The organism is Methylobacterium sp. 10, assembly GCF_000519085.1.
Classification (GTDB): Bacteria; Pseudomonadota; Alphaproteobacteria; order Rhizobiales; family Beijerinckiaceae; genus Methylobacterium.
This window is the reverse complement of record NZ_KI912577.1, coordinates 2,409,961-2,425,235: the sequence shown is the minus strand read 5'-3', so window position 1 is coordinate 2,425,235 and position 15,275 is coordinate 2,409,961. Positions and strand designations below refer to the sequence as shown.

14 protein-coding genes and 1 pseudogene are annotated in these 15,275 nt (G+C 64.3%); 10 read left to right on the top strand and 5 right to left on the bottom strand.

All coding sequences use genetic code 11. The annotated features are described in order from the left end of the window. Positions 1–7 precede the first annotated feature (7 nt). From accB to aat, 5 genes are all read left to right on the top strand, one after another. Complete coding sequence (gene accB, locus K368_RS0111205) at positions 8–502, top strand: acetyl-CoA carboxylase biotin carboxyl carrier protein (protein ID WP_027172486.1); 495 nt, start codon at positions 8–10, stop codon at positions 500–502. 10 nt (positions 503–512) lie between these two features. Next, positions 513–1,874, top strand: a complete 1,362-nt coding sequence (gene accC, locus K368_RS0111200; protein WP_027172485.1) for an acetyl-CoA carboxylase biotin carboxylase subunit — start codon at positions 513–515, stop codon at positions 1,872–1,874. A gap of 132 nt (positions 1,875–2,006) precedes the next feature. Further along, complete coding sequence (locus K368_RS0111195; RefSeq protein WP_036266215.1) at positions 2,007–2,321, top strand: hypothetical protein; 315 nt, start codon at positions 2,007–2,009, stop codon at positions 2,319–2,321. Between the two features lie 405 nt (positions 2,322–2,726). Beyond that, positions 2,727–3,059 (top strand): hypothetical protein, encoded by a 333-nt coding sequence (locus K368_RS24460; protein ID WP_036266213.1) that lies wholly within the window; start codon positions 2,727–2,729, stop codon positions 3,057–3,059. A gap of 122 nt (positions 3,060–3,181) precedes the next feature. After that, positions 3,182–3,862, top strand: a complete 681-nt coding sequence (gene aat / locus K368_RS0111185) for a leucyl/phenylalanyl-tRNA--protein transferase (protein ID WP_036266925.1) — start codon at positions 3,182–3,184, stop codon at positions 3,860–3,862. Between the two features lie 5 nt (positions 3,863–3,867). On the opposite strand, the gene K368_RS0111180 is transcribed toward aat, so the two are convergent. From K368_RS0111180 to K368_RS0111170, 3 genes are all read right to left on the bottom strand, one after another. Continuing rightward, entirely contained in the window at positions 3,868–4,500 is a 633-nt protein-coding gene (locus K368_RS0111180; RefSeq protein WP_027172481.1) for a LysE family translocator, read from the bottom strand. A gap of 24 nt (positions 4,501–4,524) precedes the next feature. After that, positions 4,525–5,196, bottom strand: coding sequence for a DUF2155 domain-containing protein (locus tag K368_RS0111175; RefSeq protein ID WP_027172480.1), 672 nt, complete (start codon positions 5,194–5,196; stop codon positions 4,525–4,527). 155 nt (positions 5,197–5,351) lie between these two features. Continuing rightward, a complete protein-coding gene (locus K368_RS0111170) occupies positions 5,352–5,765 on the bottom strand; it encodes an NADH:ubiquinone oxidoreductase subunit NDUFA12 (protein WP_036266210.1) in 414 nt (137 codons plus the stop codon). A gap of 542 nt (positions 5,766–6,307) precedes the next feature. On the opposite strand from K368_RS0111170, the gene K368_RS0111165 reads away from it, so the two are divergent. Together K368_RS0111165 and K368_RS0111160 are read left to right on the top strand one after the other, a co-directional pair. Next, a complete protein-coding gene (locus K368_RS0111165) occupies positions 6,308–10,036 on the top strand; it encodes a vitamin B12-dependent ribonucleotide reductase (protein WP_027172478.1) in 3,729 nt (1,242 codons plus the stop codon). A 509-nt stretch (positions 10,037–10,545) separates the two neighbouring features. Then, complete coding sequence (locus K368_RS0111160; protein WP_027172477.1) at positions 10,546–10,788, top strand: hypothetical protein; 243 nt, start codon at positions 10,546–10,548, stop codon at positions 10,786–10,788. A 43-nt stretch (positions 10,789–10,831) separates the two neighbouring features. Here K368_RS0111160 and K368_RS26590 read toward each other — a convergent pair whose 3' ends face one another. Then, positions 10,832–11,158 (bottom strand): hypothetical protein, encoded by a 327-nt coding sequence (locus tag K368_RS26590; protein WP_245259564.1) that lies wholly within the window; start codon positions 11,156–11,158, stop codon positions 10,832–10,834. An 87-nt stretch (positions 11,159–11,245) separates the two neighbouring features. Between K368_RS26590 and K368_RS26585 the strand changes: the two are divergent. The 3 genes and pseudogenes from K368_RS26585 to K368_RS27060 all read left to right on the top strand — a co-directional run. Beyond that, a pseudogene (locus K368_RS26585) lies at positions 11,246–11,887 on the top strand (cytochrome ubiquinol oxidase subunit I); the annotation flags it as partial. Between the two features lie 5 nt (positions 11,888–11,892). After that, positions 11,893–12,906 carry a cytochrome d ubiquinol oxidase subunit II gene (cydB, locus tag K368_RS0111145; RefSeq protein WP_027172475.1) on the top strand — a complete coding sequence of 338 codons (1,014 nt, stop codon included), beginning with the start codon at positions 11,893–11,895 and terminating at the stop codon, positions 12,904–12,906. A gap of 10 nt (positions 12,907–12,916) precedes the next feature. After that, a complete protein-coding gene (locus K368_RS27060; RefSeq protein ID WP_197031010.1) occupies positions 12,917–13,033 on the top strand; it encodes a DUF2474 domain-containing protein in 117 nt (38 codons plus the stop codon). A gap of 13 nt (positions 13,034–13,046) precedes the next feature. On the opposite strand, the gene K368_RS0111135 is transcribed toward K368_RS27060, so the two are convergent. Then, on the bottom strand, positions 13,047–14,870 hold the full coding sequence (locus tag K368_RS0111135) for a heavy metal translocating P-type ATPase (RefSeq protein ID WP_036266921.1): 1,824 nt from the start codon (positions 14,868–14,870) through the stop codon (positions 13,047–13,049). Between the last annotated feature and the right edge of the window lie 405 nt (positions 14,871–15,275).

Below are 15,275 nucleotides of genomic sequence, written 5' to 3'. Positions count from 1 at the left end.
GGTGCCGATGCCTAAGAACGAACCTTTCGATCCCGAGCTCGTGCGCGAACTCGCCAAACTCGTGACTGAGACGGATCTGACCGAGATCGAAGTGGAAAAAGGTGACCTGCGTATCCGCGTCGTACGCCGGATCGAGCCCGTGCATGTCCAAATGGCGGCTCCTGCCCCCGCCCTGGCGGCAGCCGCTCCCGTCGCGGCGGCGGCGCTGTCCGTGGCTGGCCCCGGCGCAGGTGCCGCCGGTGATCGCGCCAAGGCCGGGGCCGGTCATCCGGGCGCCGTACCTTCTCCCATGGTCGGCACCGCCTATCGCCGGCCCTCACCGGATGCCAAGGCTTTCGTCGATATCGGCTCTCAAGTGGCGGCAGGCGAGAAGCTGCTTCTGATCGAGGCGATGAAAACCTTCAACGAGATCGTCGCGCCCCGAGCGGGCACCGTAACTGCGATCTTCTTCGAGGATGGTCAGCCGGTTGAATTCGGCGAACCCCTCCTCGTCATCGAGTGATAGCGCCCCCATGTTCGAAAAGATCCTGATCGCCAATCGTGGCGAGATCGCCCTGCGCGTGCTGCGCGCGGCCAAGGAACTCGGGATCGCCACCGTGGCGGTGCATTCGACGGCGGATGCCGATGCCATGCATGTGCGGCTCGCCGATGAGAGCGTCTGCATCGGCCCGCCTTCCGCTCGGGACAGCTATCTCAACATCCCCTCGATCATTGCCGCCTGCGAGATCACAGGGGCGGATGCGGTGCATCCTGGCTACGGTTTCCTGTCGGAGAATGCGCGCTTTGCCGAAGTCCTGGCGCACCATAATATCGGCTTCATCGGCCCGAAGGCCGAGCATATCCGCACTATGGGTGACAAGATCGAGGCCAAGCGGACGGCCAAGCGCCTCGGCATCCCCTGCGTGCCTGGCTCTGAGGGCGGCGTCGAGGATCCCGTCGAGGCCAAGCGCATCGCGGCGGAGATTGGCTATCCGGTGCTGGTGAAGGCTGCCTCAGGCGGCGGCGGCCGCGGCATGAAGGTGGCCCGTACGGAAGCTGACCTCGAACAGGCCCTCGACATGGCGCGCACCGAAGCCAAGGCAGCGTTCGGTGACGATGCGGTCTATCTCGAAAAGTATCTCGAGAAGCCGCGTCACATCGAAGTTCAGGTTCTTGGCGATGGTCGCGGCAAGGCCGTCCACCTCGCCGAGCGCGATTGCTCGCTCCAGCGCCGTCACCAGAAGGTCTGGGAGGAAGGCGGATCGCCAGTGATCGACGAGGCGACCCGCGCCGAAATCGGTGGCATCTGCGCCCGGGCGATGCAGGAGCTGCAGTACATCGGTGCCGGAACGGTCGAGTTCCTCTATGAGGATGGGCGATTCTATTTCATCGAGATGAACACCCGCATCCAAGTGGAGCATCCGGTGACCGAGATGATCACCGGAGTCGATCTGGTCTCCGAACAGATCCGCGTCGCGGCCGGATTGCCCCTTTCGGTGACGCAGGAGGACATCCAGGTCACGGGCCATGCCATCGAGTGTCGGATCAATGCCGAGCATCCGGCCACCTTCCGTCCGTCGCCGGGCCTCATCACGTATTTCCATCCGCCTGGTGGCCTCGGCGTGCGTGTGGATTCGGCTGCCTACCAGGGCTACCGAATCCCGCCCCATTATGATTCTCTCATCGGAAAGCTCATCGTTCATGGGCGCACGCGCCATGAATGCCTGATGCGCCTCCGTCGGGCCCTCGACGAGTTCGTGGTCGCGGGAGTCGACACGACACTTCCGCTCTTCCGCACTCTGGTGAGGAATCCGCAGGTTCTCGATGGTGCCTATGATATCCACTGGCTGGAAGGGTTTCTCGAAGCCGGGGGCCTTGCCGAGACCGTGACCTGAATAGCTTTCGCCATCAACGGATAGGAACCGTTCCGCTCTAATCCCGTTCTTCCGACGAAGAATTTCTCATTGTGCGCAATCGAGGGGCTTGCCTCCGCGCCATAAGAGCCTGAGCCGAGAAGGACGATTTCCATGCGTATCGTAAAGTTAGCCGTCGCCGCCCTGCTCCTCGCCGCCTCCCCCGCTCTGGCGCAGTCTCCGTCCGGAAACGTCTCGCAGCCGGAGCGCGCGGTGCCGCAGGCCGGTACGACCACTGGCGGACCGCTCGACAACCCGTCCACCAGCGACATGCCACCGTCCACCGGCAGCACCAGCCAACCGGTTGGCGAGAACGGCATGTCGCCGGGCGCAGGTGCCGTGGATTCGGCCAAAGGCGGCAATGCCGACCAGACCAATAAGGGCATGGGGGCCAATACCGGCTCTACCTCTGGCGGTCCCGCACGCTGATCTGAATCTTGGCATTGATGAGATTATTAAAACAGTCGGCCCGAGAGGGCCGGCTGTTTTGTTTGACTTCTCAGTCGAAGACCGATTTTTCGAATTGTGTGCAATGCTGAGATGCATGAACGCCTAGTCGTTGCAGCGTAAAAACTACGAGCATTTTCTTCCAAAATTGTATACCCAATTGCCACAAAACAGCAAACCTGCTTTGTCTGGATCACGTTTTGCGCTCGCTGAGAGTTCAGCCACGCATCGCCCCCCCCGAAGTGCGACACATCGTCGGCTAAGTAGGTTTGGAACGTCTCGATCCGCCACGGCTTGTTGTGCAGTCCGGCCCGGCAAGCGCCCTTTCTGATGTCAGCAGGGAGCTACCGAGAGGCCGATCCTACTTATCCTCAACGAGATCCGACCATGCGCACCATGACCCTTGCCGTCGTCGCTGCCACCTTGAGCGCGACCGCCGTCTTTGCCCAGTCACCCTCCGGTAACGTCGGTCAGCTGGAGCGGTCCTACCCGCAAGCCGGCAACACTGCCGGTGGTCCCATCGATCATCCTTCCGTCTATGGGGCTTATCGGGATGCCGATGATCGTCTCGATGTGGAAGATACCGGCAGCGTGCGCAGCGGTCCCTTCATCTCGAACCGCGAGGCAGTGTTTGAGGATTCCGCGAAGGGGGGCAATGCCGAGCAAAATCAGCGCTCCAATCCGAATCTCGGTACGACATCGGGTGGCCCCGAGTTCTGAAGTCGGCCCATTTGATCGGACATGGCGGCGGAGCAGAAGCTCCGCCGTTTTTTGTTGGGCGCGACGCTGGGTGACGCGCGTTGCTCTGGCTTTCGCGCGTGCAAGTCGTCACATTGGTTGTCATGCAGCACGACCACGACGGCGACCGCGTGGACATCACCCCACAGATCTTGCTGAAGGCTTATGCCGCCGGCATCTTTCCCATGGCGGAAGATGCCGATGACCCGACCATTTACTGGGTCGAGCCGAAGGCGCGCGGGGTTCTGCCGATCGACCGTTTCCATGTCTCCCGCCGGCTTGCCCGTACGATCCGGTCCGACCGTTTCGAGGTAAGGACCGACTTCGACTTCGATGGTGTCATTGCGGGCTGTGCCGCTCCGCGGGGGGATGGTGAGAAGACCTGGATCAATGCGCGCATCCGCGAACTTTACGGAGCGTTGTACGATGCCGGTCATGCGCATACGATCGAGGTCTATACGGAGGGACGGCTCGTTGGCGGGCTATACGGCGTTTCGCTCGGAGCAGCCTTCTTCGGAGAGAGCATGTTTCACGTCTGCCGCGACGCGTCAAAAGTTGCCCTCGTGTATCTGATGGCAAGGTTGCGGACGGGCGGTTATCGCCTAGCCGATACGCAATTCGTGACGGACCATCTCATCCAGTTCGGTGCCGAGGAAGTTCCACGCCATATTTACAAACGTCGCCTCATCGAGGCGATCGCTAGGGAAGCGGTGTGGGATATCTGGCCGAAGGGGCAGGCCGTGAGCGGTGAAAAGGTGCTCGCTGCTTTTACCGTGGCGGAGTGAGAGCTTTAGCGACGGCTATCGAGGGCCATGCGCAAGGCGAGGCTGCCGAGCATCCCGCCCATGATCCAACGCTGTATTTTCGCCCAGTTGGGACGCCGTGTCAGACAGCCAGCGATCGTACCGGCGCCAATGGCGATGCAGGCATTCACGCCGACGCTGATCGTGATCTGTGTGCCGCCGAGGATCAGCGTCTGGCCCAGAACATCACCTCGCTCGGGGGCAACGAATTGCGGTAGCAACGCTAGGTAGAGCATCGCGATTTTCGGATTCAGTAGGCCGGTGACGAAGCCCATGGCGAAGAGACGCTGCGGGCTGTCGGCGAGCAGGTTCCGAACGGCGAAGGGCGAACGCCCACCGGGGCGGAGGGCCTGCCACGCAAGAAAGCCAAGATAGAGGGCGCCAGCGAGGCGGAGGGCATCGTAGGCATAGGGTACGGCCAGGACTAGGGCGGTGATGCCGAAGGCGGCGCACACCATGTAGACGACGAAGCTTGCCGCCACTCCGCCGAGGGAAACCAGACCGGCTGTACGACCCTGGCAGATAGACCGCGAGATGAGGTAGATCATGTTGGGCCCTGGCGTCAGGACCATGCCGAACGATACCGCAGCGAAAGCGAGCATCGTGGGGGCATCGGGCATCGGGTCGGCTCCTATCCTGTCGATTCAGCGAAAGATCGCATCGAAGATCGATTGCGGTTGCTGCGGCGGCGCGGGCGCTGGGCCCTCATTGGTGGGGAAGAACTTTCGCGATGGTTTCTGCTTCGGCTGCACCGGAACGCCGCGCGGCGCCTCCACGTCGACCTGCCCATTCGGATTGACCTGTTGGGCCGTACGCGTCGGGTCTGAGTTTCGCTGGCGCTTGGTCTTCTCCGGCTTCGAGGCCATCGCGGGCACGTCTTCCTGCTCGCGAGCCTCGGCGATGATGTCATTGCCGCCTTTGCAATCCACGAGCCAGACGTCGTAGATCGGATGCTCGATCGCGTGCAGCCCTGGGCTAGCAGCGAACATCCAGCCGGTGAAGATGCGGCGGTATTTGTTGTCGAGGGTGACCTCGTCGACTTCCAGGAAAGCCGTAGTCTTCGGGCTTTCGGTGGGTGGCCGGCTGTAGCAGACGCGCGGGGTCATCTGCAGTGCGCCGAACTGCACGGTCTCGTCCACCGCCACTTCGAACGACACGATTCGCCCAGTAATCTTGTCGAGGCCGGAGAAGACCGCTGTCGGGTTCTTGATCTTGTCGGCGAGGGCATGCCCCGTCATCGGCAGGCTAAGCGCCGCGGCGCCCGCGAACAGGAAACTGGCCCTGAGGGCGGGATACAGATTGCGGTGAACGAGCATGCGGCTTACCCGGCGCAGGACGATGAAGCGTCTGCCCTAAGCCAGGGCGGTCGCAATGTCATGCACCGATAGACAGGCCAAGCGTGGTGTAAAAAGGGCGGCACGACGGTTGTAACTGGAACCAGGGCCGGCGACCGATTCTATTCGGCGAAGTGCTACTCGGGCCTCCATGCCGCGTAGTCGCCACCCGTCACTGCCTTGTTGCCACGATTGAGCTGAGACCCCTTCGGCCGGTAGGCGGCGCTGGTTCCGGTGAGGTTCTCCACATGCGGCTTCTGCCACTCGCGCGGGGTGTAGCTCTCCTCGCTCGGGGGAACGTCACCGTTGTGGCAGAGCCAGCCGCGCCAGCCGGGCGGAACCTTCGAGGCATCGGCATAGCCGCTATAGACGACCCAGCGGCGTTCCGGACCGACCGAGCGGTCGATCAGCGGTCCAAGAGCCTTATAATAGGTATTTCCGAAATCGTCGGTGCCGACGAGTTGGCCGCGTCGGACCGTCATGACGGCGAGCGACATGGTCTGCCCGTTCCACCACGTGAAGATCCGCAGAAGCGTGTCCTTGAGAGCCATCGCGCTTGCCTGAATCGGACCGGCGCGACCGCCCGTCCTTCGTTGGCCGGGACTATGGTCAGGGGCTGACACGAAGTCCAGCGCGAGTCGTTCCAGGGAGTGTCCTCGGAGACCGATCAGTGAGTGAGCTATACGCGGGAGCGGTGCTGCGGGAATCCCACACCGATGCGTCTTAACCAAAGCCTTACATGGCCGAGAGGGCGCCAGCCCTGTGGACTCGGAAATTTTTCAGCCGAATTCCTGCAACGGAAAACAGCACTTATCGCGACCGTCGCGATATCCACAGGTTTTACAGAGAGACCACAACATATAGCGCGGAACGTAGCCGGCACATACAAGTTGTTGACGTGGAGGGCGTGTCCGAGATAGCTTTCGACTGTCGCCGGAAGGACGAGTTCGGTCCGGTAGCTCTTAGCATTTTCGGCCATCTGACAGCGCGTAGTGAGCGTTCGTGAGCGCTCGCCTTCGTCAGACTTAAGTGAAGCGGCGGCTGCGCAGATCGCGGCGGCATCGTCGACTCTTCGACAAGGGATACAGGGTTCATGCGGTTCGAGCGGCGTTACACCACGGCCGGGCAATCCCCCTATGCGACCATCGCCTTCCGCAAGGCGCTGAGCGAGATCCGCAACCCGGACGGATCCATCGTGTTCCGGCTGGACGGCATCTCGGTGCCAGACAGCTGGAGTCAGGTCGCCAGCGACGTGCTGGCGCAGAAGTACTTCCGCAAGGCCGGTGTGCCGGCGCGCCTGAAGAAAGTCGAGGAGAACGACGTTCCCTCCTTCCTGTGGCGCTCTGTGGCCGACGAGGCCGCCCTGGCGGAGCTTCCCGAGGCCGAGCGCTCCGGCTCCGAAATCTCCTCGACCCAGGTGTTCGACCGGCTCGCCGGCTGCTGGACCTATTGGGGCTGGAAGGGCGGCTACTTCACCTCGGAGGAGGATGCCTCCGCCTTCCTCGACGAGCTTCGTTTCATGCTGGCCAAGCAGATGGTCGCACCGAACTCGCCGCAGTGGTTCAATACCGGTCTTCATTGGGCCTACGGCATCGACGGCCCGGCGCAGGGCCACCACTATGTCGATTACCGCACCGGCGAGCTGGTGAAGTCGGCCTCGTCCTACGAACACCCGCAGCCGCACGCCTGCTTCATCCAGGGTGTGCAGGACGACCTCGTTAACGAGGGCGGAATCATGGACCTGTGGGTCCGCGAAGCGCGCCTGTTCAAGTACGGTTCCGGCACCGGCTCGAACTTCTCCATGCTGCGCGGCGAGAATGAGAAGCTCGGCGGCGGCGGCAAGTCGTCGGGCCTGATGTCGTTCCTCAAGATCGGCGACCGGGCGGCTGGCGCGATCAAGTCCGGCGGCACCACCCGGCGCGCGGCCAAGATGGTCATCGTCGACATCGACCACCCGGATATCGAGCAGTACATCGACTGGAAGGTGAAGGAGGAGCAGAAGGTCGCGGCCCTCGTCACCGGCTCCAAGATCGTTTCGAAACACCTCCAGGCAGTGATGAAGGCTTGCACCCAGTGCGAGGCCGAGGGCGATGCGTGTTTCGACGTCGAGCGCAATCCCGTCCTCAAGATGGCCGTGAAGGCCGCCCGCAAGGAAATGGTGCCGGACGGCTACACCAAGCGCGTCATCCAGTTCGCCCGCCAGGGTTTCACCAAGATCGACTTCCCCGTTTACGATACCGACTGGGATTCCGAGGCCTATCTTACGGTAGCCGGCCAGAACTCGAACAACTCAGTCTCGCTCACCGATGACTTTTTACGCGCAGTCGAGCGTGATGAAGAATGGCATCTGACGGCCCGCACCACCGGCAAGTCGGTGAAAACGGTACAGGCCCGCGAGCTCTGGGACAAAATCGGAGAAGCCGCCTGGGCATCCGCCGATCCGGGCCTGCACTTCAATACGACCATGAACGACTGGCACACTTGCCCGTCGGCCGGCCGGATCCGTGCGTCGAACCCGTGCTCTGAATACATGTTCCTCGACGACACGGCGTGCAATCTCGCGTCCGCCAACCTGCTGACGATGTACGACCGCGCCAGCGGCGAGTTCGACGTGGCCGCCTTCGAGCACCTCAACCGTCTCTGGACCGTGGTCCTCGAGATCTCGGTGTTGATGGCACAGTTCCCGTCGAAGGAGATCGCGGAGCTTTCCTACCGCTACCGTACCCTGGGTCTCGGTTACGCCAATATCGGCGGCTTGCTGATGAGCATGGGCCTCCCCTACGACTCGCATAAGGGCCGGGCGCTGGCCGGAGCCCTGACCGCGATCATGACGGGTGTCGCCTATGCCACTTCAGCGGAAATGGCGGCCGAACTCGGTCCCTTCCCGGGCTACGACGAGAACGCGGATGCCATGCTCAAGGTCATCCGCAACCATCGCCGCGCAGCGCATGGCGAGGCCCAGGGCTACGAGTTCCTTTCGATCGCCCCCGTCCCCCTCGACATCGCCAACATCCCCCAGGCGAACCTCGCCGAACGCGCCAGGGTGGCATGGGACCGCGCCCTCTCGCTCGGCGAGGAGCACGGCTACCGCAACGCTCAGGCTACCGTCATTGCGCCCACCGGCACGATCGGGCTCGTGATGGATTGCGACACCACCGGGATCGAACCCGACTTCGCCCTGGTCAAGTTCAAGAAGCTCGCCGGCGGCGGTTACTTTAAGATCATCAACCGCGCCGTGCCGGATGCCCTGCGTTCCCTCGGCTACCGCGAATCCGAGATCGCAGAGATGGAGGCTTATGCCGTCGGCCACGGTTCGATGGGCCAGTCGCCTGCGATCAACGCCGGGTCGCTCCGCGCCAAGGGCTTCACCGACGACAAGATTACCGCCATCGAAGCGGGCCTGAAGTCGGCCTTCGACATCAAGTTCGTCTTTAACCGGTGGACCCTGGGCGACGATTTCCTCAAGGACGTGCTCGAGGTTCCGGCCGACAAGCTCGCCGACCCGACCTTCGAGATTCTGCCCTTCCTCGGGTTCTCGAAGAAGGACATCGAGGCCGCCAATACCCATATATGCGGTGCGATGACCCTTGAGGGCGCCCCCTTCCTGAAGACCGAACATTACGCGGTGTTCGATTGCGCCAACCCGTGCGGACGCATCGGCAAGCGCTACCTCTCGGTGGAAAGCCACATCCGCATGATGGCAGCGGCGCAGCCCTTCATCTCGGGTGCTATCTCCAAAACCATCAACATGCCCAACGATGCCACGGTCGAGGATTGCAAGAACGCCTACAAGCTGTCCTGGACCCTCGCTCTCAAGGCGAATGCCCTCTACCGCGACGGCTCGAAACTCTCGCAGCCTCTAAACTCGGCCCTCATCGCGGACGAAGACGAGGATACCGAAGACGCGATCGAAACCCTGGTTGCGCAGCCGGCTGCCGCCAAGGCAGCGCAGCTCGCGGAGAAAATCGTCGAGCGAGTGATCGAGCGCGTCGAGCGGATCCGTTCTCGCGAGAAGCTGCCCGATCGGCGAAAGGGCTATACCCAGAAGGCCGTAGTCGGCGGCCACAAGGTCTATCTGCGCACCGGTGAATACGAGGACGGCCGCATCGGCGAAATCTTCATCGACATGCACAAGGAGGGCGCCGCCTTCCGTTCGCTAATGAATAATTTCGCGATCGCGATCTCGATCGGCCTTCAATATGGCGTGCCGATGGAAGAGTATGTCGACGCCTTCACCTTCACCCGGTTCGAACCGGCTGGCTTCGTGCAAGGCAACGACGCGATCAAGAACGCCACCTCGATCCTCGACTACGTGTTCCGCGAACTAGCGATCTCCTATCTCGGCCGCATGGACCTCGCCCATGTCGACCCCTCCGAGATCGGCAACACGGTGATGGGCAAGGGCGAAGGCGAAGGGAGCCGCAGTGGCGGCGACAGGCCGGATCCGGTGGCGTCCAGCGTTGTCTCGCGCGGCCTGCTGCGCGGATCGGCCGACCGTCTCACCCTGATCCAGGGCGGACCGGCCGGAGGTACCGTGGGTGTCGGTTCCGCGAGTGCTGGAACGAGCGCCCCGGCCGGGGGGGTCGTTCATGCCCTGCGGGGAGCGACGGCACTGAAGGTTGAAGAGAAGGATGCTCCAGTGTCACTCGGCTTTTCGGTTCCTAATGCAGAAGTTGGCCCATCGATTGCCTATCGTAGAACCGAGGCAAAGCTGAAGGGGTATGTTGGTGAAGCGTGCCCAGAATGTGCGAACTTTACTCTGGTTCGGAACGGGACGTGCATGAAATGCGACACCTGCGGTTCCACAACCGGGTGCTCGTGACTATTACAACCTTTGCTTTTATATCCCGCCACCTAGAAGTTCGCCGTATGCCGGTAAAGCGCGGTGCCACTTACGGATGACTCTGCCGCGGGGTTAGGGCCGCGAACATCGGCTTCGGGAGCCTGCGGGGCACGCGGCCCGCAAAGCAAAATATGGTCGGCCCGCATTCGTTGTGGGCCGACGCCCCATCGGAGTGGGCCGGCCTAGAGGGAGCGGTGTTCGGGTGCGTTGACTGGCTAACGATCGTCTCTATCGAATCGGGTATCTGGGTGGGCCTAAGCCCAGGAGCGAATATCTAGTGAATGGCCGGCGGAAGCATGAGTTCTGCAAAGTTCATGCAACCGAGCGTGACGCTCGTCGAGATCTGGAACGGATAGTGGCCCAAACCACCCTCGCGTCCACATCCAAGAAAGTTCGGACGTCCCGGGCTGCCTAGTTCGCAGGTTGATCGATGGGGGCCTCTCCGGGGGCGGGACCCTGGAGCGGCATGGTGTTTCGATGGGCATCGAATGTGGCTGATCGAGCAGGAAGACGTAGCCCTATCCCAGTTGGTCGAGGTCCACGGGACCGGGTTCAGCTCTCGCCTCTTGGAGCAGACCATCGAACGGCTTCTTCGCGGTTGCTTCCAGATCATCGTTGACGGGAGCGTGCTGCACTTCAAGATGTTGGTTCCGAACGAGCAGGGGAGTGCGGGCCCTGGCGGTGGTCATGGGTACGCCGCTGGCATGGCCGTAAATGCCGAGCATCCGTGAACGTGAACACCGGGATGCCTCCGCCCCCCGGTGTTCACGATGGCTACGCGGCCTTAGCGGTGACCTTCTCGTAGGTCCCCGTCGCGATCTGGTCTTCGAGCTGCGCCTTGAAGTCCGCGATGGCCAGAACCTGGACAGGATTGCCCGCGTCGTCGAAGAACTCGTAGAGCGCGTCCTCGATGTTGCGATTGCTGAAGAACACGATGGCGTCCTCGTCGCCGCCGCCCTCCATGTGCGGGTCACCATTCGCCACGCCCGAAACGTAGCTGCCCGTCGGACGCGTCTCCTTGTGGGTGCCGTCCTCGCGGTAGAACCGGAGCTCACCCTGCATGACCAGGGTCACGTAGGGGCTCTTGTGCCAATGCAGCATCACTTTCTGGTTCGCCGCGAACTTAAATACGACGTCGACGATGCGGTTCTCCTCGTCGACCTTATAGACGAAGAAGGCGATGTGCGGCAGCAGGCCCCCGCCCTGGTGTTCGGATGGCCCGACGCCGAGGCCGGCGAGACCCGCGGCGCCATCGGCATCCCGGGGCTGGCCAGCCTCTACCTCACGCATGACCTCAACGGCACCGTGAAGGGGCTCAAGGACACGCCCCGCTCGACCTGGCCGACGAACCTGCCGCTGGTGTTCTGGTCGTTCCGGATCATGGTCGGCCTTGGCCTGCTGATGATCGCCCTCGGCCTCGCCTCGCTTTGGCTACGGTGGAAGGGCCGGCTCTACGAGGCCATCTGGTTCCAGCGCTTCGCCGTCGCCATGGGACCGTCCGGCCTCATTGCCGTCACCGCGGGCTGGACCGTCACCGAGACCGGCCGCCAGCCCTTCACCGTTTACGGCCTGCTGCGCACCGCCGACAGCGTCTCGCCGGTCGCCGCCCCCGCCGTCGCGGCATCGCTCGCCGCCTTCGCGGTGGTCTACCTCGTCGTGTTCGGGGCAGGCATCTGATACCTGCTCCACCTCTTCAATCAGACCCCGCACGTCCATGAATCGGGACCGCCGACCGGCGTGCCGATCCGTACCGCCGGCATCACCCCGGCGCCGGCGCTCGACACCCCGCACCGCGGCGCCAGCCGTCCCGCCTTCCAGCCCGCGGAGTAGTCCCCATGGACATCGATCTCACCCTCGTCTGGGCGATCCTTATCGCCACCTCCGTCTTCCTCTACGTGGTCATGGACGGCTTCGACCTCGGGGTCGGCATCCTGTTCCCGGCCATCCGCGAGAAGGCGCGCCGGGACGTGATGGTGAACACCGTCGCCCCGGTCTGGGACGGAAACGAAACTTGGCTGATACTCAGCGGCGGCGGCCTGCTCGCAGTGTTCCCCCTGGCCTACGCCACGCGGCTGCCTTCCCTCTACATCCCGCTTATCCTGATGCTGCTCGCCCTGGTGTTCCGCGGCGTGACGTTCGAGATGCGCTTCCGGATAATCTCCCGCCTATCCCAAACGGCTTGGGACAGCGCCTTCTCCGCCGGCAGCTTCGTCGCGGCCTTCTGCCAGGGGATCTGCCTCGGGCCCCGGGTGCAGGGCGTCCGGGTCGAGGGGCGGGCCTATGCCGGTGGCTGGTGGGACTGGCTGTCGCCGTTCACCATCCTCACGGGGCTTGCCCTGGTCGCCGGCTACGGGCTCCTCGGGACCTGCTGGCTGATCTGGAAGACGGAGGGAGAACTCCAGATCCGAACCTATCGCCTCGCGCGGGCATTTGGCATGGCGACCTTCGCTGCCATCGCCGTCGTGTCGCTGGCGATGCCATTCCTGAGCCTCACCTTCCGCGAGCGTTGGCTAACCTGGCCGGCGATGGCGTTCGTCGCCCCGGTGCCGATCCTGGTCGGCCTTCTCGGCTGGCGCCTGCGCAACGCCCTCGACCAGCGCGAGGAGGTCATGCCGTTCCTGTGCGGTCTCGGCCTGTTCCTGCTGTCCTATGTCAGGCTCGCCATCAGCCTGTTCCCGATGATCGTGCCGCCTTCGGTGACGATCTGGGACGCCGCCACCCACCCGAGCAGCCAGCGCTTCCTCCTCGTCGGGACGGTCGTGCTGCTGCCGATGATCCTCGGCTACACGGCCTACGTCTACTGGCTGTTCCAGGGCAAGGTCACCGCCGGTGCGCCGGGTTACCATTGAGGATCGCGTCATGACCATTCCGATCCCGATCCGTCGCCTCGCCTGGTTCGTGGCGCTCTGGGCCGGCGGCATCGCCTTCCTCACCGCGGTCGCCCTGCCGCTACGCTGGCTGATCAAGGTCGTCTGAGCGGCATGGCCGTTCAGTCCTTGCCGCCGAGCACGCGCATGGCGTTGAGGACGACGGCGACGTCGATCCCCTCCTGGATGAGGGCGCCCTGGAGCGGCGTCAGGTAGCCGAAGGCCGCGGCCACCATCCCCAGGATCGAGAGGCCAAGGCCGGCGAAGACGCATTGCAGGGCGATGGCGCGAGCCCGCCTGGCGATCCGCATCGCCCGGGCCAAGCCATCGATGCGGTCGACGAGGAGGACGACATCGGCAGCCTCCGCAGCCGCGGCGGCGCCGCGCGCCCCCAGGGCTACGCCGAGATCCGCCGCGGCCAGGGCAGGAGCGTCGTTCACCCCGTCGCCGACCATCATCACCAGCCCGTGGTCGTGCTCGGCCCTGACCAGACCGGTCTTCTCGCTCGGGTCGAGGTCTGCGGCCACGGCGTCGATGGGCAACCCGGCCACCATGGCCTCGGCGACGTCCTTCCGGTCGCCGGTGGCCAGCACGATGCGGCGGATGCCGGTCTCTCGCAGCGCCGCGAGGGCGTCGCCGCCTTCCCGACGCAGGGGGTCGGAGAAGCCCAGGATGCCGGCGGCGATCCCGTCCACGGCGACGAGGACGGTCGCGCCGACGGAGGGCACACCGGATGCCGTCTGCCCCGTGGTCCGGTCCGGGAAAACGATGCCGTACCGTCCCATGAAGCGCGGGCCGCCGACCAAGACCCGCCGGCCGTCGACAGCCCCCGAAATGCCCTCGCCGGGCTCCTCGACCACGTCGACGGGTTGGCGCAGGGCCACGGAACGCCCGCGCGCCGCCGTCACGAGTGCCCGTGCGGTCGGATGCACCGATACCTGGTCGAGCGACGCGGCGATGCTGAGGATCGCGGCCTCGTTGTGCCCGACCAAGGGTTGGACGGCCGAGAGCGTCGCCATCCCGTGCGTGAGGGTGCCGGTCTTGTCGATCACGAGCACCTCGACCTTGGCCAGCATCTCCAGGGCCGCCCCGCCCTTGACGAGCACGCCGATCCCGGCCGTGCGCGACATACCCGAGACGAGGGCGACGGGAACCGCCAGGATCAAGGGGCACGGGGTCGCGATGACGACAACGGCCAGCGCGCGGACGGCATCTCCGGTCCAGGCCCACGCACCGCCGGCCATCATCAGCGTCAACAAGAGAAACCCCAGGCCATAGCGGTCCGCCATCCGGGCCATCGGGGCCTTTTCCGACTGGGCGGTCTCCACCAAGCGCACGATGCCGGCGTAGGTGCTCTCCGAAGCGCGGCGGTCCGCCTTCAGCGTGAAGGCATCCCCGGCGTTGATCGTCCCGCTGACCACGGACGCCCCGACCTCGAAAGTGACCGGAAGCGCCTCGCCTGTCAGCATCGCCTGGTCGAGGATTGCGCGTCCCGTCTCGACGACGCCGTCGACGGGCACGACGTCGCCGGACCGGATCAGCAGGCAATCGCCCGGCAGTAGCTCCGAGATCGGCACGTCCCTTAGGCCCTCCGGCTCCCGCCGCAGGGCCGTCCGTGGCTGGCGCGCCAGCAGGGCCGACATCTCGCGCCGGGCTCGGCCCGCGGCGAAGGCTTCGAGGGTCTGGCCACCTGCGTACATGAGGGCGACGACGGCGGCCGCGAGCGACTGCCCGAGCGCCAACGCTCCCCCCATCGACAGCGCCGCCACCACGTCGAGGCCGATGTCGCCCCGCATCAGGCTCGTGACGATCTGCCGGAGGAGGACGGCGAGCACCACGCCCGTCGAAGCCGTCCACGCCCAGGTCGCCCACGCGGCGCCCATCGCCTGCGCTACGAGGCCGGTGGACAGGCCGACGAGCGCCAGCAACACGAGGGCGATCCGCATCCAGCCCAAACGGTCGAACGAGGGGCCGGCGGCGGGCCGGGGACCTGTCGATGCCGATTCCGGCGGCGTCCCGCCGGGCGCCCGGGTCCGAAAGGTGGTGACCGGCATGATGCGTTGTCCCGCAGCGTCTTGGCGTCGAGGTGCTTCGGTGTCGATGGATCTCCGTCCCTCGCGATATCCACCTGCAGGCCGGCCTCGCCCGCATCAGAGGTCATCGCAGGACGAATGGTCCGATTACGAGATCGGTATGGTCAGCAGGCGATAGATGAAGGCATGGGCCGTCACGCCGAACACGATGAGTGCCGTCGTTACGACGAGGAGGACCACGATCAGCAGGATCATCCCCGTCCGGGGACTTGAACCGTCGATGATCCTCATTGGTCCGGTTCCATGTCCTAAGACGTC

Coding starts and splice junctions, on each gene's coding strand:
- K368_RS0111170 (WP_036266210.1), bottom strand. CDS start 5,765: ATGGCTCTCAAGGACACGCTTCTGCGGATCTTCACGTGGTGGAACGGG.
- K368_RS0111175 (WP_027172480.1), bottom strand. CDS start 5,196: ATGCTCGTTCACCGCAATCTGTATCCCGCCCTCAGGGCCAGTTTCCTG.
- K368_RS26590 (WP_245259564.1), bottom strand. CDS start 11,158: ATGCTGCATTGGCACAAGAGCCCCTACGTGACCCTGGTCATGCAGGGT.
- aat (WP_036266925.1), top strand. CDS start 3,182: ATGCAGCACGACCACGACGGCGACCGCGTGGACATCACCCCACAGATC.
- K368_RS27060 (WP_197031010.1), top strand. CDS start 12,917: ATGACCATTCCGATCCCGATCCGTCGCCTCGCCTGGTTCGTGGCGCTC.
- K368_RS0111160 (WP_027172477.1), top strand. CDS start 10,546: ATGTGGCTGATCGAGCAGGAAGACGTAGCCCTATCCCAGTTGGTCGAG.
- K368_RS0111165 (WP_027172478.1), top strand. CDS start 6,308: ATGCGGTTCGAGCGGCGTTACACCACGGCCGGGCAATCCCCCTATGCG.
- K368_RS0111195 (WP_036266215.1), top strand. CDS start 2,007: ATGCGTATCGTAAAGTTAGCCGTCGCCGCCCTGCTCCTCGCCGCCTCC.
- cydB (WP_027172475.1), top strand. CDS start 11,893: ATGGACATCGATCTCACCCTCGTCTGGGCGATCCTTATCGCCACCTCC.
- K368_RS24460 (WP_036266213.1), top strand. CDS start 2,727: ATGCGCACCATGACCCTTGCCGTCGTCGCTGCCACCTTGAGCGCGACC.
- K368_RS0111135 (WP_036266921.1), bottom strand. CDS start 14,870: ATGCGGATCGCCCTCGTGTTGCTGGCGCTCGTCGGCCTGTCCACCGGC.
- accC (WP_027172485.1), top strand. CDS start 513: ATGTTCGAAAAGATCCTGATCGCCAATCGTGGCGAGATCGCCCTGCGC.
- K368_RS0111180 (WP_027172481.1), bottom strand. CDS start 4,500: ATGCCCGATGCCCCCACGATGCTCGCTTTCGCTGCGGTATCGTTCGGC.
- accB (WP_027172486.1), top strand. CDS start 8: ATGCCTAAGAACGAACCTTTCGATCCCGAGCTCGTGCGCGAACTCGCC.